At 42.5% G+C, this 17106-nt stretch carries 13 protein-coding genes and 1 tRNA gene; 10 read left to right on the top strand and 4 right to left on the bottom strand.

Going from position 1 to position 17106, the window contains the following annotated elements; all coding sequences use genetic code 11:
- Positions 1-134 precede the first annotated feature (134 nt).
- Positions 135-208 (bottom strand) — tRNA-Met (locus tag QZY09_RS08570).
- A gap of 343 nt (positions 209-551) precedes the next feature.
- On the opposite strand from QZY09_RS08570, the gene QZY09_RS08575 reads away from it, so the two are divergent.
- The 3 genes from QZY09_RS08575 (at position 552) to QZY09_RS08585 (ending at position 3989) form a co-directional block, all read left to right on the top strand.
- A complete protein-coding gene (locus QZY09_RS08575) occupies positions 552-932 on the top strand; it encodes an START-like domain-containing protein (RefSeq protein ID WP_295671049.1) in 381 nt (126 codons plus the stop codon).
- Positions 933-1142: 210 nt separating this feature from the next.
- Entirely contained in the window at positions 1143-2576 is a 1434-nt protein-coding gene (locus tag QZY09_RS08580; protein WP_295671052.1) for an LptF/LptG family permease, read from the top strand.
- Between the two features lie 210 nt (positions 2577-2786).
- Complete coding sequence (locus QZY09_RS08585; protein ID WP_295671057.1) at positions 2787-3989, top strand: bifunctional 3,4-dihydroxy-2-butanone-4-phosphate synthase/GTP cyclohydrolase II; 1203 nt, start codon at positions 2787-2789, stop codon at positions 3987-3989.
- On the opposite strand, the gene QZY09_RS08590 is transcribed toward QZY09_RS08585, so the two are convergent.
- Positions 3983-8479: a translocation/assembly module TamB domain-containing protein gene (locus QZY09_RS08590; RefSeq protein WP_295671060.1), complete on the bottom strand. Its 4497-nt coding sequence runs from the start codon at positions 8477-8479 to the stop codon at positions 3983-3985. The two genes, QZY09_RS08585 and QZY09_RS08590, sit on opposite strands and share 7 nt — an antisense overlap.
- A 244-nt stretch (positions 8480-8723) precedes the next feature.
- On the opposite strand from QZY09_RS08590, the gene tsaD reads away from it, so the two are divergent.
- Both tsaD and QZY09_RS08600 read left to right on the top strand, forming a co-directional pair.
- Positions 8724-9731 carry a tRNA (adenosine(37)-N6)-threonylcarbamoyltransferase complex transferase subunit TsaD gene (gene tsaD, locus QZY09_RS08595; RefSeq protein ID WP_295671063.1) on the top strand — a complete coding sequence of 336 codons (1008 nt, stop codon included), beginning with the start codon at positions 8724-8726 and terminating at the stop codon, positions 9729-9731.
- Between the two features lie 139 nt (positions 9732-9870).
- The gene (locus QZY09_RS08600) at positions 9871-10041 is read left to right on the top strand and encodes a hypothetical protein (protein ID WP_295671066.1); all 171 of its coding nucleotides are present in this window, start codon (positions 9871-9873) and stop codon (positions 10039-10041) included.
- Between the two features lie 98 nt (positions 10042-10139).
- Here the strand turns inward: QZY09_RS08600 and QZY09_RS08605 are convergent, their stop codons facing one another.
- Positions 10140-12533 carry a M1 family metallopeptidase gene (locus QZY09_RS08605; protein WP_295671069.1) on the bottom strand — a complete coding sequence of 798 codons (2394 nt, stop codon included), beginning with the start codon at positions 12531-12533 and terminating at the stop codon, positions 10140-10142.
- Between the two features lie 191 nt (positions 12534-12724).
- A complete protein-coding gene (locus QZY09_RS08610) occupies positions 12725-13303 on the bottom strand; it encodes a HupE/UreJ family protein (protein ID WP_295671072.1) in 579 nt (192 codons plus the stop codon).
- 119 nt (positions 13304-13422) lie between these two features.
- Between QZY09_RS08610 and QZY09_RS08615 the strand changes: the two genes are divergently transcribed.
- From QZY09_RS08615 to QZY09_RS08635, 5 genes are all read left to right on the top strand, one after another.
- Positions 13423-13893: a DUF6702 family protein gene (locus QZY09_RS08615; RefSeq protein WP_295671075.1), complete on the top strand. Its 471-nt coding sequence runs from the start codon at positions 13423-13425 to the stop codon at positions 13891-13893.
- Positions 13894-14279: 386 nt separating this feature from the next.
- Positions 14280-14999, top strand: a complete 720-nt coding sequence (locus QZY09_RS08620) for a hypothetical protein (protein ID WP_295671078.1) — start codon at positions 14280-14282, stop codon at positions 14997-14999.
- A gap of 147 nt (positions 15000-15146) precedes the next feature.
- Positions 15147-15521 carry a DUF1304 domain-containing protein gene (locus tag QZY09_RS08625; RefSeq protein ID WP_295671081.1) on the top strand — a complete coding sequence of 125 codons (375 nt, stop codon included), beginning with the start codon at positions 15147-15149 and terminating at the stop codon, positions 15519-15521.
- Positions 15522-15685: 164 nt separating this feature from the next.
- Positions 15686-16075, top strand: a complete 390-nt coding sequence (locus QZY09_RS08630; RefSeq protein WP_295671084.1) for a hypothetical protein — start codon at positions 15686-15688, stop codon at positions 16073-16075.
- 394 nt (positions 16076-16469) lie between these two features.
- Complete coding sequence (locus tag QZY09_RS08635) at positions 16470-17015, top strand: OmpA family protein (protein ID WP_295671085.1); 546 nt, start codon at positions 16470-16472, stop codon at positions 17013-17015.
- The last annotated feature ends 91 nt before the right edge of the window (positions 17016-17106 follow it).

Here is a 17106-nt window from a genome sequence, read left to right on the forward strand (position 1 = left end):
AAAAGAGACCCTTTTCGATAGTTTTCATTCAACAATGCTCGTTCTCCGAAATCAGCATTAAAATGCTACTGCAAGTTGGTTTATTTACTGTAAAATAAAAAGCCGCATCATTCGAATTTTGATACGGCCTCTTGTAGCGGGGAGCAGGATCGAACTGCCGACCTTAGGGTTATGAATCCTACGCTCTAACCATCTGAGCTACCCCGCCGGGTTTTTTATTTATTATGGTTATTTTTAATAACAGGTTACTTTCCAGAACTGCCGTCCGCCTTTGGGCGGATATGAATCCTACGCTCTAACCATCTGAGCTACCCCGCCGGATTATTAAAAACACTGGATTTTAGGACTTGGTTAATCCGGGTTGTGCTTTGCGCCTACCCCGGCCAGATATTTTTTTTTCCTAAAACACCCTTTCTGATTATATTGAGCCGATTAATAATTTAAACGGACCATCCTTCTCAAAAAGGTTTGCAAATATAGCAGAAATTCGTTTTCTTTAGAAAAAATGTTAACATTTACAGCTTACACCAGTATTCAAGCATAAACGTTCAATGTCTGAGAAGAAAAAATTTAATATCGAGTATGAAATAAAATCGTCTCCGCGTATACTCTACGGATTCCTGAGTGAGCCTAATGGTTTAACACAGTGGTTTGCTGATGATGTGAGTGTTAGGGACCAGATTTATACTTTTACCTGGGATGGTGAGCAGCAAAAAGCAAAGCTTTTGGCCATGAAAGAAAACAAAATGGTACGCTTCAGATGGGTGGATGACGACCCGTCCTATTATTTTGAAATGGAAATTATTCAGGACGAATTAACCAATGATGTGGCTCTTAGCATTACTGATTTTGCAACGGAAGACACTATTGGCGAGCGTAAGTTGATCTGGGATAACCAGTTTGAATACCTGGTAAGTGTGTTAGGCGCGTAATTTAAGTCCGCAGTCGCAAGTCTAAAGTTGTATTTTTCGTCGACTGAGCACTGGTGCACATGACATAAAAAACAACATCCCGATATAAAAATTATCCTATTTTTGCGCTGAAACATTTTCGTTCCATTTTATACCGTCAGGTAAAAATGGACGTTATTGTGAGTGCCCGGCTCCTGGTAGGTTTCCGGCCCTGCAAAACAGGTCATTCTGATGAAGAAAATACACCTTTTAATTCTTAAGTCATTCATAAGGCCCTTTTTGGTCACCTTCCTGATCGTGATGTTTGTGTTATTGATGTTATTTTTATTTAAATACATTGATGACCTGATCGGCAAAGGATTTGAATGGTATGTGATTGTTGAACTGATGATGTATGCATCCGCCACCAATGTGCAGATGGCCCTGCCTCTTTCAGTCTTGCTTTCGTCTATCATGACCTACGGCAGCCTCGGCGAGAACTACGAACTGGTAGCCATTAAAGCAGCGGGTATTTCGCTGAAGCGGGCCATGTACCCCATGCTGGTGATCATCATGTTCTTAAGTGTTTCGGCATTTATATTTTCTGACTATATGCTGCCGATCGCCAACTTGAAATATTATAACCTGCTGTATGACGTAAGGCAGCAAAAATCAGCGAATTTTTTACCTGAAGGTGTTTTTAGCAGTAGCTTTACAGGGTACTCCATCAGGGTAGGAAAAAAGGATGCCGACGGGCAAACCCTGCACGATTTGATCATCTATTCAAAAAACGCAACCGAGAATAATACCGATGTTACCATGGCGCGTGAAGGTAAAATGTATCGTACGCCAAATGGGAAGTTCCTTGTTTTAAAATTGAAAGATGGTATAAGGTATTCAGAAACACCAGGCGAAGTGGCATACAATATCCGCGAAAGGTTAACCCGTTACCGTTTTAAAACCACTGAGCAAAAGTTTGATGTTTCCGGGTTGGCGAAGCATCATACCGATGAGAGCGAGTTCAAATCGGCGTTGCAAATGATGAATTTGAAGCAGCTAAATGATAATGCCAGGTTGTCGCACCGGCAAATAGATAGCGCTGTTAATGTAAATTATACACTGCTCACAGCTTATTTTAAATATTATTCGATACCCGTAAAAAAGAACCCACGGATAAAAATTCTACCATCGGATGGTAATGAATTTTCAAAGGCCGACGTACACCAGCAGATGAGCCAGCTGGCAAACGCGGCAAGCGAGGCCCGCTCCATTCAGGACCTGTTAAAAAACAGGGCGCAACACCTAAAGGATCTTCAACAAAACGAACAAAAGGCCCGGCTGGAATACCAGAAAAAATTCACACTCTCTGCCGCCTGTATCGCATTGTTTTTGATAGGTGCCCCGTTGGGCGCAATAATCAGGAAGGGTGGTCTGGGCCTGCCGGTGGTGGTATCCGTTATATTCTTCCTGTTTTATTATATCATCAGTACCATAGGCGAAAAATATGTTAAAGACGGGGATCTTTCTCCGATTATCGGTTCATGGATCGCCATTGTGATCATAACCCCTATTGGATTATTCCTTTCCTATAAAGCAGCGACTGACTCTGTAATATTTGATATGGAACTGTACAAACGGTTTTTTAATAAATTATTTAAACGGAAGAAGATTGTTAAAGCTGATTGAGCTGGATTACGTTGGCAACCAATAGTTAAAACCCGACGTACATATTTACAAAGCGCCGACCCGAATGATCTTAATATCTCGTAAATTTGTACCTGTAAGAAAGATGATCAGGTTTTAAGTTGAAAGTGACAATGAAAATATTAGGGTAAACCAACATTTCAACTTCGCAACGTTACAACTTTTCAACAACTTATCTCTAAAAAAACAATAATGCTAAATACCATACAGGAAGCCATTGAAGCAATCAGGAATGGCAAAATGATTATAGTCGTTGATGATGAAGATCGTGAGAACGAAGGTGATTTTTTAACTGCCGCACGAAATGCAACCCCCGAAACCATTAATTTTATGGTTAAATACGGCCGTGGATTGGTTTGCGCGCCTATTACAGTAAAACGCGCTGCAGAACTTAACCTTGAACCTATGGTTAGCCATAACACCACCTCGCACGAAACAAATTTCACCGTTTCGGTAGATTTACTAGCGGGTTGCACTACCGGGATTTCAGCATCTGACAGGTCGAGAACAACGCTTGCGCTAATTGATCCGGCCACCAAACCCGAGGACCTGGGCAGGCCCGGGCATATTTTCCCGCTGATTGCTAAAGACGGCGGCGTATTGCGCCGCTCGGGCCATACCGAAGCTGCTATTGATCTTTCAGTAATTGCCGGGTTTGAACCCGCGGGCGTAATCTGCGAGATTATGAAAGAAGATGGGGAGATGGCACGTTTGCCTGACCTGCTTGAAATGGCAAAAGAGTTTGACCTTAAAATTATCTCGATAAAAGATCTGATCGCTTATCGCCTCGCTACTGAATCATTGGTAGTTAAAGATGTATCAGTAAAAATGCCTACCCAATGGGGAGATTTTGATATGATCGCCTATACCCAGGTAGATACGGGGGATAATCACCTGGCCCTTGTAAAAGGCAGCTGGGAACCTGATGAGCCTGTTTTAGTACGGGTGCACAGCTCATGTGTAACCGGCGATATCTTCGGATCATGCCGCTGCGACTGCGGACCCCAGTTACATGCCGCCATGGAAATGATAAACAAAGTTGGAAAAGGCGTTATTGTTTACATGAACCAGGAGGGAAGGGGTATCGGCCTCATCAATAAGCTTAAGGCATATCATCTGCAGGAAAACGGAATGGATACCGTTGAAGCAAATTTGGAACTCGGTTTTAAAATGGACCAGCGCGACTATGGCGTTGGCGCCCAGATCTTACGCAGCCTCGGTATCTCAAAAATGCGGTTAATGACCAACAACCCTAAAAAAAGGGCCGGACTAATTGGATATGGCCTGGAGGTTGTTGAAAATGTACCGATCGAGATCGCTTCAAACCCGCACAATGAGGTTTACCTTAGAACCAAAAGAGATAAAATGCAGCATACCATCATGCTCGATCACTGATCTTCCTCCTCTTGCGGGCCCGCAGGCTCTTTCGGAGGCGTAATAACCGGTACATCGGTGGTGGGTTTTGGCGTGGTATTGTTTTGATCGATAGGAATGATCTTCTTCGGATTCGTTCTGAAAAGATACCTCAGAAATTCGCCGAAACTATCAAAATCGCGCTGGTAAACCAATCCCAAACCGTTTACATATTGCTCGGTCAGGTTGCTGTAAAGTGTTGTTAATGAGGTGCTGTTTAACACCCTGTAGGAGTATCTGGCGCTAAGGTCGCCGTTTTTCCTGATCAGGTACTGCGCTTCAAAATCCTTGGTTAACTGGTTGAAGTTTGAATTGAAAAAGCTGTTGGTGTTTTGAAACAGCGTATTACTATAAGTGCTGTTGTTGCTGTTTATTTTTGTGTTAAACAAGCTCCCTGTAATAGTTAGCCTGTTCATAAACCTGAACGACGCGCTGGCGTCATTAAACGACCGTATGTTGAGATCGAAATTTTTAATATTCGATTGGGATATCAGATTGTTTAGCTTATTAAAAGCAAACTCACTTACCGCCTCGCTTGCAGTTCCGAAAACCTGGTTAGTAAAATTACTATTAGCGCCGTTGGAGAATTGACGCCGTACAATAATACTTAATGCTTGCTGGCTGCGATTGTTAGCATCTGAAAGATAAGTGCTCAAATCTTCCTTAACAGAGGGGTCTAGCGGGAAATTAAAATCAAAATCGATGGTAGGTTGCAATAATGATTTGGTTAATATCAGGTCAGCCTGCACCAGCTCCAGTGATTGCCCCTTCGGAGAAGCCGAACCTGCCGCCGAATATAAAGGGGAAATATCCGTCCGCACTTCATAAATGGCATTAAGGTTAATGGTAGCGTTGGATGGGTTTCCTGTCCAGCGGATAGTGCCCCCCTGGTTCACGGTAAAGTTTTTACTGATAAAATCTTTTGCGGTAAACTCAAATTTCCCTGTGCTGATCAAAAAGTCGCCAAACATTTCAAAATCGCCCAAACTATTTATATTAAGTTTCAGGTCTTTCGCCTGCCCGTTACCTTCCAGTACGCCATAATCGGTGCTGATCTTAACTGTAGTCTTTTCATCCACGGTAAGGTCAAAATTCAGTGTAACGCCATTGAAGGCGCGTGGTTGGGTGCCTTGTTGTTTGGTGGTGTCATTATGGCTTACAAATTTTATAAAGTCATAATCACTTACGGTTGACGACGTATTCAGCGGGATGTTAAATACCGTTCCGGCTTCGGTTTTCGCGGTAATATCAATTTTCATGTTATCAACCGGGCCGCTAAAACTAAACTTGCCGCTGCCGTAAGCTGTACCATAATACACATGGTTATCCCTAAAGGTAGTATTCAGCGCCATCAGGTTTTTGGCAGTTACCACCGCTTCAATATCCGGGTTGGCCAAATCGTTAAGGTCTACCTTGCCAGTTACAATACCTACACCTTTTTTATTATCCCTTATTGTCATATGGTTGATGTTGATCACACTGTTCGCTACATCCAGGGTATCGGTTATGGTATAGGGAGTTTTTAAATAGTTAACCGTAACGCCTGTATTGGCTAAAATAATATTGCCGTTTAACTGCGGCTTTGATGGCGGCCCTGTTAACTTAAGGTTGGTGGTAACGGTTCCTTTAATGTTCGAAACCAGGTCTTTTATAAAAGGTTCAAATATGATCGCCTCCGTCTGGTTCATTATTACGTTAAAATCCATGCTATCATCCGTATGATGCCCCAGTAAATAAACCCCTGCAATATTCATGGTCTCCAGCCCGTGGTTATGGATATTTAGTTTGATATTGGCTTGTTTTCGGTCATTCCCAAGGTTCGATTCAATCTTTACATTTCCAACCAATGTCTTGTTCATCGTAAGCGAGTCAATTCCCAGCAAGGCATCAATCCCAGGCGACTTCATGATGGATGTGAATTTAACATCGCCGCTTAATGTGCCTTTTAATTTAATGCCGGCAGCCTTGGTCAACTGGTTAAGGGTAGCCATATTAAATTTCTCGAAGGTTAACTTGAGCTGATCTGCCGGGTTATCCGAAATAAACCCGTCTATCCTAACCTTTTGCGGCCCGTTTGATAGCTCAAAGCCCGAAACCTGGGTTTTGCCATCGAGCAACCTTACCCTTACTTTTTCCTGGAGCCGCCAGTCCCGGTGCTCTAAAATTACATCCGACGGTAATAACTGGAGCTTTGCCGTGGTATCCCGGCCAAAATTAACAAGGCCGTATAAATCCAGCGAGTTAACCGCGTTTTGATCCGACAGTTTAACGTTGAAGTTTAAGCTGTCGTTTTTTACTACATTGATGAGGGTAATGTTTTTAATAAATAAACTGTCGGTAAAATTGATCCTGTTTAAGGAGACGTTAAGCGCCAGCGAATTACTTCCCGTGCTCTCATCAATTATAAAATCGTGAAAAACAGTTTTACCCAACTGGATGGTTTTAACATATACGTTCAGGTTGGCCGTTTTATCTGCTGAATTAAATTGTCCTATAAACGTGCCCTGGTCGGGTATTTTTAGCTCTGGTTTAAAAATTGCAATCAGCGGGTCGGGGTTTTTAAGCGTCAGGTTAAATGCAAAATCTTGTGGTTTGGGTGGTGTAATATCCGTTTTGAGCGATGGAATATATTTTTTTATGATCGTTTTAAAATAAGAGGGTAGTGTTGCCAGGTCAAATTTTCCTTTAATATAACCGTCTGTTACATCCGAACGCAGTGCGATCATCCTGTTGTTGCCCGTTCCGGTTGAAGAGAGGATCACCGAATCAATAGACACATTGTTTCGTGGGTCGATAAGCCTGGTGTTCTTGAGGGATATATTGCCGGTAAGGTTAGTGAGGTCATTCCCTGCAAAATCAGTGGTGAGGGTTGTTGTCAGCGTAACGGTGTCGTCCATCAATTTTAAATCGTGCAAATGCGCGTTATTGATACTGGCGTCAATTTTATATTCTGGCAGGGCCGGGTTTAAGTTTATAATGCCGTTTAAATCAAGCTTTATGTTGTTGTCATCAATATTGATATTGGCGCTCGCTGTTTTTTTAATGAAAGAGCCTTTTACAGTTACGTTTTGATAAGCATAGCCTTTAAAGTCAATCGAGCTCGCGCTTGCGTTCAGGGTTGCGTTCAGATTTTTTAATGCGTCTCCGCTGCCTTTCACGTTGGCAGTTAATGTGGCACGGCCAAGGTCAGCCTGGCCTAAAAAGCTGCCAAAGTCAAAGGCATAGGTGTTAAGCTTACCACTATAGGATGGGACGCCTGCTTTATTGATCTTTAAATTGATATCCGGATCGAAACGGCCCAGCTTGGTTTTAAAAGTGCCGAATGCCACAAAATCGTTCTGGAAGCCGGTGAATCTGCCGTTAAAATTTATGATGCCGAATTTGGCTATTATTGCAGGTGCATGCCGGTTGTGTGTGCCTGTAAAATTGCTGTACAGGTAATCCATATCGGCTTTGTTGGTCGCTATCTGCTCAAAATTCAGATCGAGGAAGGTGTTTTCCCAACGCGGCAGGCCGCGTAAATTAAAGTCACCTTTAATATAGGTTGCTTTACCGCCCGTGATCAGCAGGTTTTTGGCCTTTAGGTTATTCACCAGGCCTTTTATGCGGCCATCCAGGCCAAGGTCAAACCAAACATGGTCAAGCCCGTTGGTAAAGTAAGAAATATCGCTTGAAGATACCTGCGATGAGTGAAAATTCCCATCCATAAAAACTTTGTCCTCAATATCCTGGAAGTCGTCAAACGACTTGAATTTCATCCTGAAATAATTTTTTATTGATGAACGGTTTGTTAACACAAACAGGTTTTGAGCAAGGATCTGGTTGGTATCAATCGTAGCGTTGGCATCAAACCTTTTAAGGTAGAAACCGCTTTTTTCGCGCAGTGTCAGATTAGTTACATTGGCTTTAAACAGGTGGTGCACAATGTCCATATTTTTGATGGTGGCGCTAAAGTTCTTTACATCTATGTCATCAAAATTTACCTGTTTCATAAAGGTGTCCACCAGTTTGTTTTTATAACGGAAATGGAGATTATGAATCACGGTTTTCTCAAATACAAGCTGTGTTGGGGCCGATTTGGTTTTGGTTTTAGTGGTATCCTTTGAAGCAAAAAAATCAAGGATGAATTTAAGGTTTGAGGTACTGTCTTTTTGTTTTTTAAGGTAAACTGAACCATTATCCAACCGGATCAGCTTAAAATCAATAACATGTTTCTTTTTGCCAAAAAGCGTTAATGCATTTAGCTCCACCGTTAGTTTAGGGGTACTTACCAACGTGTCTTTTTCTTTATCCAGCACATACAGGCTATCGATAACCACCGAGCTAAATGGCTGAAAATAAAGGCCGGCGATACCTACTTTGGTTTGAAGTTTTTCAGACAAATAAGCTGCAGCCTTTTTTGCCGCCCAGGTTTGCACAGGTTTGTATTGGAAAAGCAGCAACACGATACTCAGCACCAGCAGGACAACCAATACAATACTTAACGCTATTTTGAGTAGTTTTTTAATAACTTTGCGGTTTAATAATTAGTGATTTAGTGAGTGATTGAATTAGTGGTTTAATTTTTCTTGCTAATTGAAAGACTCCGTTGCCGAATTAATAGTTTTTTATCGTTTAACATTATTAAAGGGATATAGTTTAATGATTTCACTAAGTAATATCATAAAAATTCGCTAACTCACTAATTCGCTAATTCAATAATTAAATAATACATACTTGGCAACTATACTCGGGATCGAATCTTCATGTGATGAAACATCAGCCTCCGTTTGTGTTGATGGTGCAATATTAAGCAATGTAATTGCAAATCAAACCATACACGAAGCTTATGGTGGTGTTGTCCCCGAGCTTGCCTCGAGGGTTCATCAACAAAATATTGTCCCTGCCGTACAGCAGGCATTAATTAACGCAAAAGTAAACAAAAATGATATTGATGCGGTAGCATTTACCCGCGGCCCGGGTCTTTTAGGCTCATTACTGGTGGGCGTATCCTTTGCAAAGGCCTTTGCGCTTGCCAAAAACATCCCGCTCATTGATATTAACCACATGCAGGCCCATGTGCTGGCGCATTTTATTGGGGATAATAAACCCGCATTCCCGTTTTTATGTTTAACGGTGTCGGGCGGGCATACGCAAATTGTTTTGGTGAAAGATTATTTTGATATGGAAGTGATCGGCCAGACATTGGACGATGCTGCCGGCGAGGCCATGGATAAAACCAGTAAAATTTTGGGTTTGCCTTATCCCGGCGGCCCGTTAATCGATAAATATGCGCGACTGGGCAATGCTGACGCCTACAAATTCCCCGAGCCGCAGATTCCGGGGCTTAATTTTAGCTTCAGCGGCCTCAAAACGTCTATCCTGTATTTTATCCGTGACCACGTGGCCGCAGATCCGGACTTTATTCAAAAAAATTTAAACGATATTTGCGCCTCGGTTGAAAAGCGCATAGCCACTATTTTGCTGAACAAACTGGCCAAAGCCGCCAAAGAATATGGCATTAAAGATCTTGCGCTGGCGGGTGGGGTATCTGCCAATACCGGTTTAAGGCAGGGCCTGCAGGCGTTGTGCGAAAAAAATGACTGGCGCTGTTTTATCCCTAAAATGGAATACTGTACCGATAATGCCGCGATGATCGCCATAGCAGGTTATTATAAATTTTTAAAAGGCGAATTTGTAGGGCAGGGTGTTGCGCCGCTGGCGCGATATCCGTTTGCCCCCTGACCCCCTAAAGGGGGAACTTTGGCGGCTAAATTAATTGAAAGAGAAAATTACTACTATGTAAATAATACAATTTCTTTAAAAATGGAAATTGTACAATAATAAACACTATTAATTCCCCCTTTAGGGGGTTAGGGGGCAAATGAACATACCATCACTTATCTTTTACGCCGTTTTTGTAATACCGCTTGTTGTATTTTTAGTATGGCTGATGCGCCAGGATAAACGCAAGGGCAAAGCAGGCCTTATTGTGCTTGCCTTTATCGTTATCGGCGGCATAGCCTATATGTACTGGAAAACCAAGGGACTATAAGACCTCATATATAAAAAACTCCCGAAGTTTTTAAAACTTCGGGAGTTTAGATAGTTATCGCGTAAATCTGATTAATCGGCTCTATCCGGGTCCAGGCATTATTTACCGCTGCCTACCTGCATCGGGTTTACCCCAACAGATTGCCCGCGGCCACCTGCTGCAGCTTTTTGTTTAAATACCTGGAATTTTGAGGGTTCAGGCAATTTACCCCAGTAATTATTGCTTTCGTCAATATCGCAGGTTTCCCTGTAGGGGTCAACTTGAATGGAGGCTACTTCCTTATCTTTAACATAAAATTTGGAAACATGCTTTTCATTCAGGCGCCATATTTGCGCCGGGATGCGGTCGACCTCCTTGCTACCGTCGGAATAAGTAAACTGAACGATGATCGGCATAACCAGCCCGCCTTTATTGCTGAAATTCAGTTCATAAAAATATTTGTTGGCATATTTGGCCTTTTCGGCCTCGGTAAAGGGTTCCGGTGCGCTGTCGGGGGCAGTGCTGGCCTTGGTTAAGTCGCGGAATTTTGTGCTGTCTACTGTAGCCATGCCCCGGTCGTATCTCCAGTAAAAGTCGCGTACTGTGGTATCTTTATCTACATAAAACTGGATGGATTTATCTTCACGGTTCCTGATTTTCGAAATATCTTCATAGCTGTTTACACTTGGCGGGGCAACTTTACCCGGACCACGAGCCTGGCCAAATTGTGCAGGAAGGTTGCCATCGAGGTCGGCCCGGGCAACTTTTACAGAATCCAATGAAATATCAACCGGATCGATCCCATAAAACCAGCCTCTCCAGAACCAGTCGAGGTTTTCGCCACTGGCGTCTCCCATTGTCCTGAAGAAGTCAGCAGGTGTTGGATGTTTAAATTCCCAGCGACGTGCATATTCTTTAAATGCAAAATCGAATAGTTTGCGGCCCATAATCGTTTCGCGAAGGATATTCAGCCCGGTTGCCGGTTTGGTATAAGCATTCGGACCGAAACGAACAATATTCTCGGAATTGGTCATGATCGGCTCCAGTTCATTTTTGGGCAGCTTCATATAATCTACCTGGGTATAAGCCGCACCTTTTTTGCTCGGGAATTTATTGTCCCATAGTTCTTCGGTCAAATATTCAACAAAGGAATTCAGGCCCTCATCCATCCACGACCATTGTCTTTCATCGCTGTTCACGATCATCGGGAAAAAGTTATGCCCTACTTCATGAATAATTACGCCGATCATGCCGTTCTTGGTGCCTTCGCTATAGCTGCCGTCAGGTTGGGTACGACCATAATTAAAACAGATCATCGGGTATTCCATCCCGTTCGACGCTTCAACACTTTGAGCCACCGGGTAAGGGTAAGGGAAGGTAAAGCTTGAATACGATTTGATGGTATGCGCCACCAGCTTGGTGGAGTACTTACTGTACAAGCCATAAGCTTCTTTGCCGTAATAGCTCATGCACATTACATTTTTATCATCAACAGGCTGGTTCATGCCATCCCAAATAAATTTACGGGAAGATGTCCACGCAAAATCACGCACATTAGTTGCTTGAAAAACCCATGTTTTTTTGGCTGAGCTTGGGTTGGTTTCGCGGTTTTTAGCTTCGTCCAGCGTTACGATCTGTATCGGTGCCGTTGCTGATTTGGCCTGGTTATAACGCGCCAGCTGTGCTGGTGATAAAACCGCTGCATAATTGATACATTCACCGGTGCCTCCAACCACGTGGTCGGCCGGAACGGTGATCTGTACTTTAAAGTCGCCGAAGGTTAAGGCAAATTCGCCTCTGCCTGCAAACTGGTGATTTTGCCAGCCCTGGAAATCGCTGTAAACGCAAAGGCGCGGATACCATTGTGTCATGGTGAACAAATAATTGCCGTCCGCAGGAAAATATTCGTACCCGCCGCGACCGCCAAACGTAAGCCTGTCGGATATTTTATAAGTCCATTTTACATTGAAAACGAATTGTTGTCCTGGTTTTAGGGGTGCCGGCAAATCAATCCGCAGCATGGTTTTGTTGATGGTATACGGCAATGGTTTGCCCAATGCATCGGTAATACTGGCAATGATATCGCCATAGCCATTGTCTTCGTTGGCGACCACGCCTCTTTCAAGTGCTGCTGTACTGGCCGCTTTTGGCAAAGTAGTACTGCTTTGGTAGTTAGCATTCAGCAAGTTATTGTGCTCGTTTTCGTCCAGTTGCAGCCATACATAATCCAGCGGGTCTGGTGAATTGTTGTAATAAGTAACCGTCTCTCGACCGGTAAGCGTGGTGTTTTTTTCGTCCAGTTCGCATTTGATGTTGTAATCTGCGCGCTGTTGCCAGTATTTGCCGCCCGGCGCGCCGCTCGCGGTACGCTGCTCGTTTGGCGTTGGTAAAATTGTTCCAAGTTGCTCAAACTTGTTGCCGTGGTTGCTGCCCGGATTGTTCTGGATATCCTGGGCTTTTACAAAGCCTGCAAAAGTGAGCGTGAAACATAATGAAGTAAATACTTTTTTCATTTTAGTTTTTAATTATTTAGAGGTCAGTTTATTTTTTAGTTCGAAAGTCCGGAAAGTACGAAAGGTATTTTTTTGTCAAGCACTTTGTTCTCCTCACCTAAATCCTCTCCAAAGGAGAGGACTTTGAATGCCAGCGGGTAATTTAATCCTATAAGCCCCCTCTCCTTTGGAGAGGGATGGGGTGAGGCGATTCACCACGGCAGCCGCTCCAGCGCCATCTTCACCGAAAGCGCGAATACGCCCGCCGATAGGAATAACACCCAATCCCTTCTTTTTATTTTTAAAATATTTAAGAACAAAATACTGATGATCAAAATGATGGCCACACAGAATATTTGCCCGGCTTCCAGCCCGACATTAAAACCAAAAAGCCCCCAGCCTATGGTTTGGTCCGTTGCCAGCATGATCCGGATAGCGTTAGCGAAGCCCATGCCATGGACGAGCCCGAAACACAAGGCAAGATAATAATTTATCCGTTCGTGTTTGTATTTTGCGTCGACCCTGAAAATATTCACCAGCGCCGTCGTAAAAATGGTGCAGGGGATCAAAAATTCAGTCCATTTGCCCGGAAACCGGATGATATCATTAACACTTAATGCCAGCGTGAGCGAATGACCGATGGTAAAGGCCGTAACCAATACCAATACTCTTTTGATATCGCCGATGCTAAATACGCAGGCCAGCACCAGGATAAATAGCTGGTGGTCAAGCGCATCTTTGCTGATGATATGTTCCCAGCCCATTTTAAAATAAAAACCAAAATCGGACATTGCGAACTCAGCGATTAAAGCACTAATTTAGGGCGTTTTTTTAATTATTAAAATTTCAACACACTATGGGGGCCTTTATTTTTAAACCGCTATTATATTGTTACATACTGCTTGGGCAAATGCTGCCGTTAAAACCAGCGTCTAAAATGCTGCACCCCATCCATGTAAGCACCAGTAATATTGAATACAATGCAAAGGACAATAAGTTCGAAGTGATTTGCACGGTTTTTACCGATGATTTTGAAGCTGCCCTTGTTAAACAATACCATGCCAAAACCGACCTGAACAAAGCTGAAATGCATACTGCCATGGATGCGCTCATCAAAGAATATATAGCTACAAACCTAAAGCTCAGCGCTGATAATGCGCCGGTTAGATTAAGCTACCTCGGTTTCGAGATCAACCGCGAGGCAACGGATATTTACCTTGAATCAGATAAACTGCCGCAGGTAAAAAAGGTTGATGTGGATGCCAGCCTGCTGTACAACCTTTTTGAGGACCAGATCAACATTGTACACATCATTGTGAATGGCGTACGGAAAAGCGAAAAAGTAAATTACCCCGAAAAGAGGGTGGAACAGTTGTTTTGAGGGAAGGATATATTTAAGGATATCCCTAAACTTTTTTACTTTTTGTTATTTCCCGATCGGCAGCTGAATAATATCTGGTGCGGTGGTTCAAATACCCTTGTTATTATAAAAAATAAGCGGCAAAATTATTGACGTTTTACCCGTGAGTATATGACGGAAGTTATTTGCCTCGTTATAGCCCGTTATTTTTTCGCAATGCACTTGCGGCATTCAATATACCTGTTGATTTTACTAGTTGCCAGCTTAGCCTGGCTAAAGGACTTCACCAAATAACAATCCTTTAAGGTTAATAAAATAAGCAATGTAATAATAAAAAAAACTTTTAGTTAAAAAAACTGTTTCTTTTTTTATGAATTAGTTTAACCTGTATTTAAAAAAACAATTTTATGAAAAAGATATTATTAGCAGCAGTAGTGTGTATATCGGGCTTAACCACCGTTAAAGCACAAGTAGCCAAGGGGAATTTATTTGTCGGTTCGGATATCGGCGCAACTTCCTATAACTCGGGTACCGTTACATTTGATTATTCTAACGGGAGTGTACAAAAAACAAACAACAAAAAATTTGATCTTGGCATAAGCCCGTCGCTGGGTGTATTTGTTACGGACCATTTGGTTTTTGGTGGCTCGCTTGATGTAAACTATAGTCACCTTAAGGATAATATAACCAGCACCGCACCTGAAGGTACCAGCTCTGTGGCCACTTCTAATAGTTCAACCTATTCCATCGGCCCCTTTTTAAGATATTACTTTTTCAATACCGCCCCATCAAAAACCTTATTTTATGTACAGGGACTAGCTACGGTAGGTTCAGGTAGCGGTAGTACAAATATATCGCACGTTTCTCCGGGCAATAACTATGTTAATACTTCAAATGATAACAATATGTTTTTGTTCAAAGCCAACGCCAGCTTGGGTATAACCCATTTTATTGGAAAAAATGTAGGCTTGGATGTTGCAGTTGGCTATCTGTATAATTATGAGAAATACACCACCAATTTTAACAACCAGCCTGAGAATGGTAACGCTAACTCGGGTAGTGTGAAAACAACTTTGCCTGAAAACGGAATAGGCCTTTCTGCAGGGTTTCATTTCTTTTTGCCCTAATGAGGCATTGCAACAAAAAACGTTTACAGCCTTTTTAGATATTCAATCCCTGCCCGTAGCATTTGCAAAAATCACCGGCAGGGATTTTGTTTGTCATAGGCTTTATCGTCTATAAATTTCTTAATTTTAGGGCTTAACCTTTCAATCATGGAAATCCTGATCAAATCCCTAATAGCCCTGGTCGCCGTCCTGCATACTTATTTTTTATACCTCGAAATGTTTGCCTGGACAACCCGCGGGCCAAAAGTTTTTAAAACTATCCCGGCTGATCAGTTTGCTTCAACTAAAACAATGGCTGGTAACCAGGGTTTGTATAATGGATTCCTGGCAGCGGGTCTGATATGGAGCCTGCTGATCAAAAACCCTGATTGGCAGCAAAATGTAAGCCTGTTCTTCCTGACATGTGTGGCGATCGCAGGCATTTACGGAGCAATAACAGTAAGCAGGAGGATTTTTTTTATACAGGCAACGCCTGCATTGGTGGCCATGATATTATCGCTGCTATACGCCGGCGGGCGCTGATTAACCAGGGATATTGCTTCCCCGGATCAAGTGGGCAAAAGTATTTTTTTTATTGCTGTAACAAAAAACAAAACCTAATGTTAACAGAATCAGGACAGTTAACATAATGATAATATGAATTTGATATTATGTTAATGTAACTTCGCAACAATCCCGATAACAATATGAAAAATAATGATCATAAATCCGTGGTGAAAACCGCCAGGAAAGCCGCTGCTGCCGATATCGAACAAAGCGTGCTGAAAGCCCTTAAATCAGCTGCATCCAAGCTCAAACAGGAATCAGAATCTTTTGCAAAAGCCATAGAAAAAGCCGCAAAAAAGCTGGCGAAAAAACTTTCCAAAGAAATAGAATTTAAAAAAGAGGTTTTATCGCTTGAAGTGTTGAAAGATGCTAAACCTGATGTAAAGGCCCCAAAGGCAAAAACAAAAAGTAAGCCATCTGCCGCACCCGAAAAAGTTGAAACACCGGCCGCTGCAAAGCCAGTTGAAATAAAGCCGGCCGGTGAAAAAGCTGTGGCCGTTAAAACTTCAACAAAACCTGCAAAAAAATAGCATTTCAATGCCGGCGATGTTGCTGGTTTTCCTGATAATACAGCTAACATCGTCACTCCGTATTTCGGCGGCAGGGTTTTGCATTTGCACTAGCCTGCCGCTGAATATGCCCCCGATAAATTCTTTCCTGCCCGTTGATTTGCCTTGTTAGCAGCATAGAATTGTTTCTCGCATTTTTTATTTTGGGCTGAAAAACGATCTTCGCCCGGCGCTTTTTAACATCAATTTATCAGGTTTTTAATAGCCGGCAGGCGCCATTTTTGAAAATTTCCCTTTTGTATTTGTACCATTATTACCAATTTGTTCGTTTAATGTGTAATTTAGTTCTGTAGCACGTTGTGTAGCGAGCGGCTATAAAAGTTTAATAATTCACCAAAAATTAGAAAAACTTATTATGAAATTTATCCGGTCAAGTTATGTTCCAATAATTATTTTATGCGCACTAATTTCGTTACAGGCATGCAAAGCCAAAAAGCCGATCCCCAAAAAAACATTGCAGCCGGTTGAAACCACAGCCCCTGCAGCTGCTCCGCCGGTTGAACAGCCAAAACAGCAGCCGCAAACCGAAACCAAACCCGTTGCCCCGGTGGAAAGTGAAAAGCCCGATTATAATTTCGGTAATATCCAGTTCGATTTTAATTCTGCAATATTAAAAACAGCTTCCTACCCAGTGTTGGATAAAGCAGCGGCAACAATGAAAATGAATCCAACTGCAAGGTTTACTTTAAGCGGGTATGCTTCTGTCGAAGGCACTGAAGAGTATAATAAAACATTATCAGGCGACAGGGCAAATGCAGTAAAGGAGTACCTGGTTAATTCAGGAATAAGTGCGGCAAATTTAACAGCTGCCGGGTATGGAACCGCCAATCCCGTTGCTGATAACAGCACTGAATCAGGCAGGGCTTTAAATCGGAGGGTTGAAATTCACAAGCAAAATTAATATACTCATTTTTTATGTAGCAGCCGGGGTAATTTACCCCAAAATAAAGGGCCAAAGTGTAACGAGTTTATACTTTGGTTTTTTTTTGAAC

This window comes from uncultured Mucilaginibacter sp. (assembly GCF_903913935.1).
Taxonomy (GTDB): Bacteria; Bacteroidota; Bacteroidia; order Sphingobacteriales; family Sphingobacteriaceae; genus Mucilaginibacter.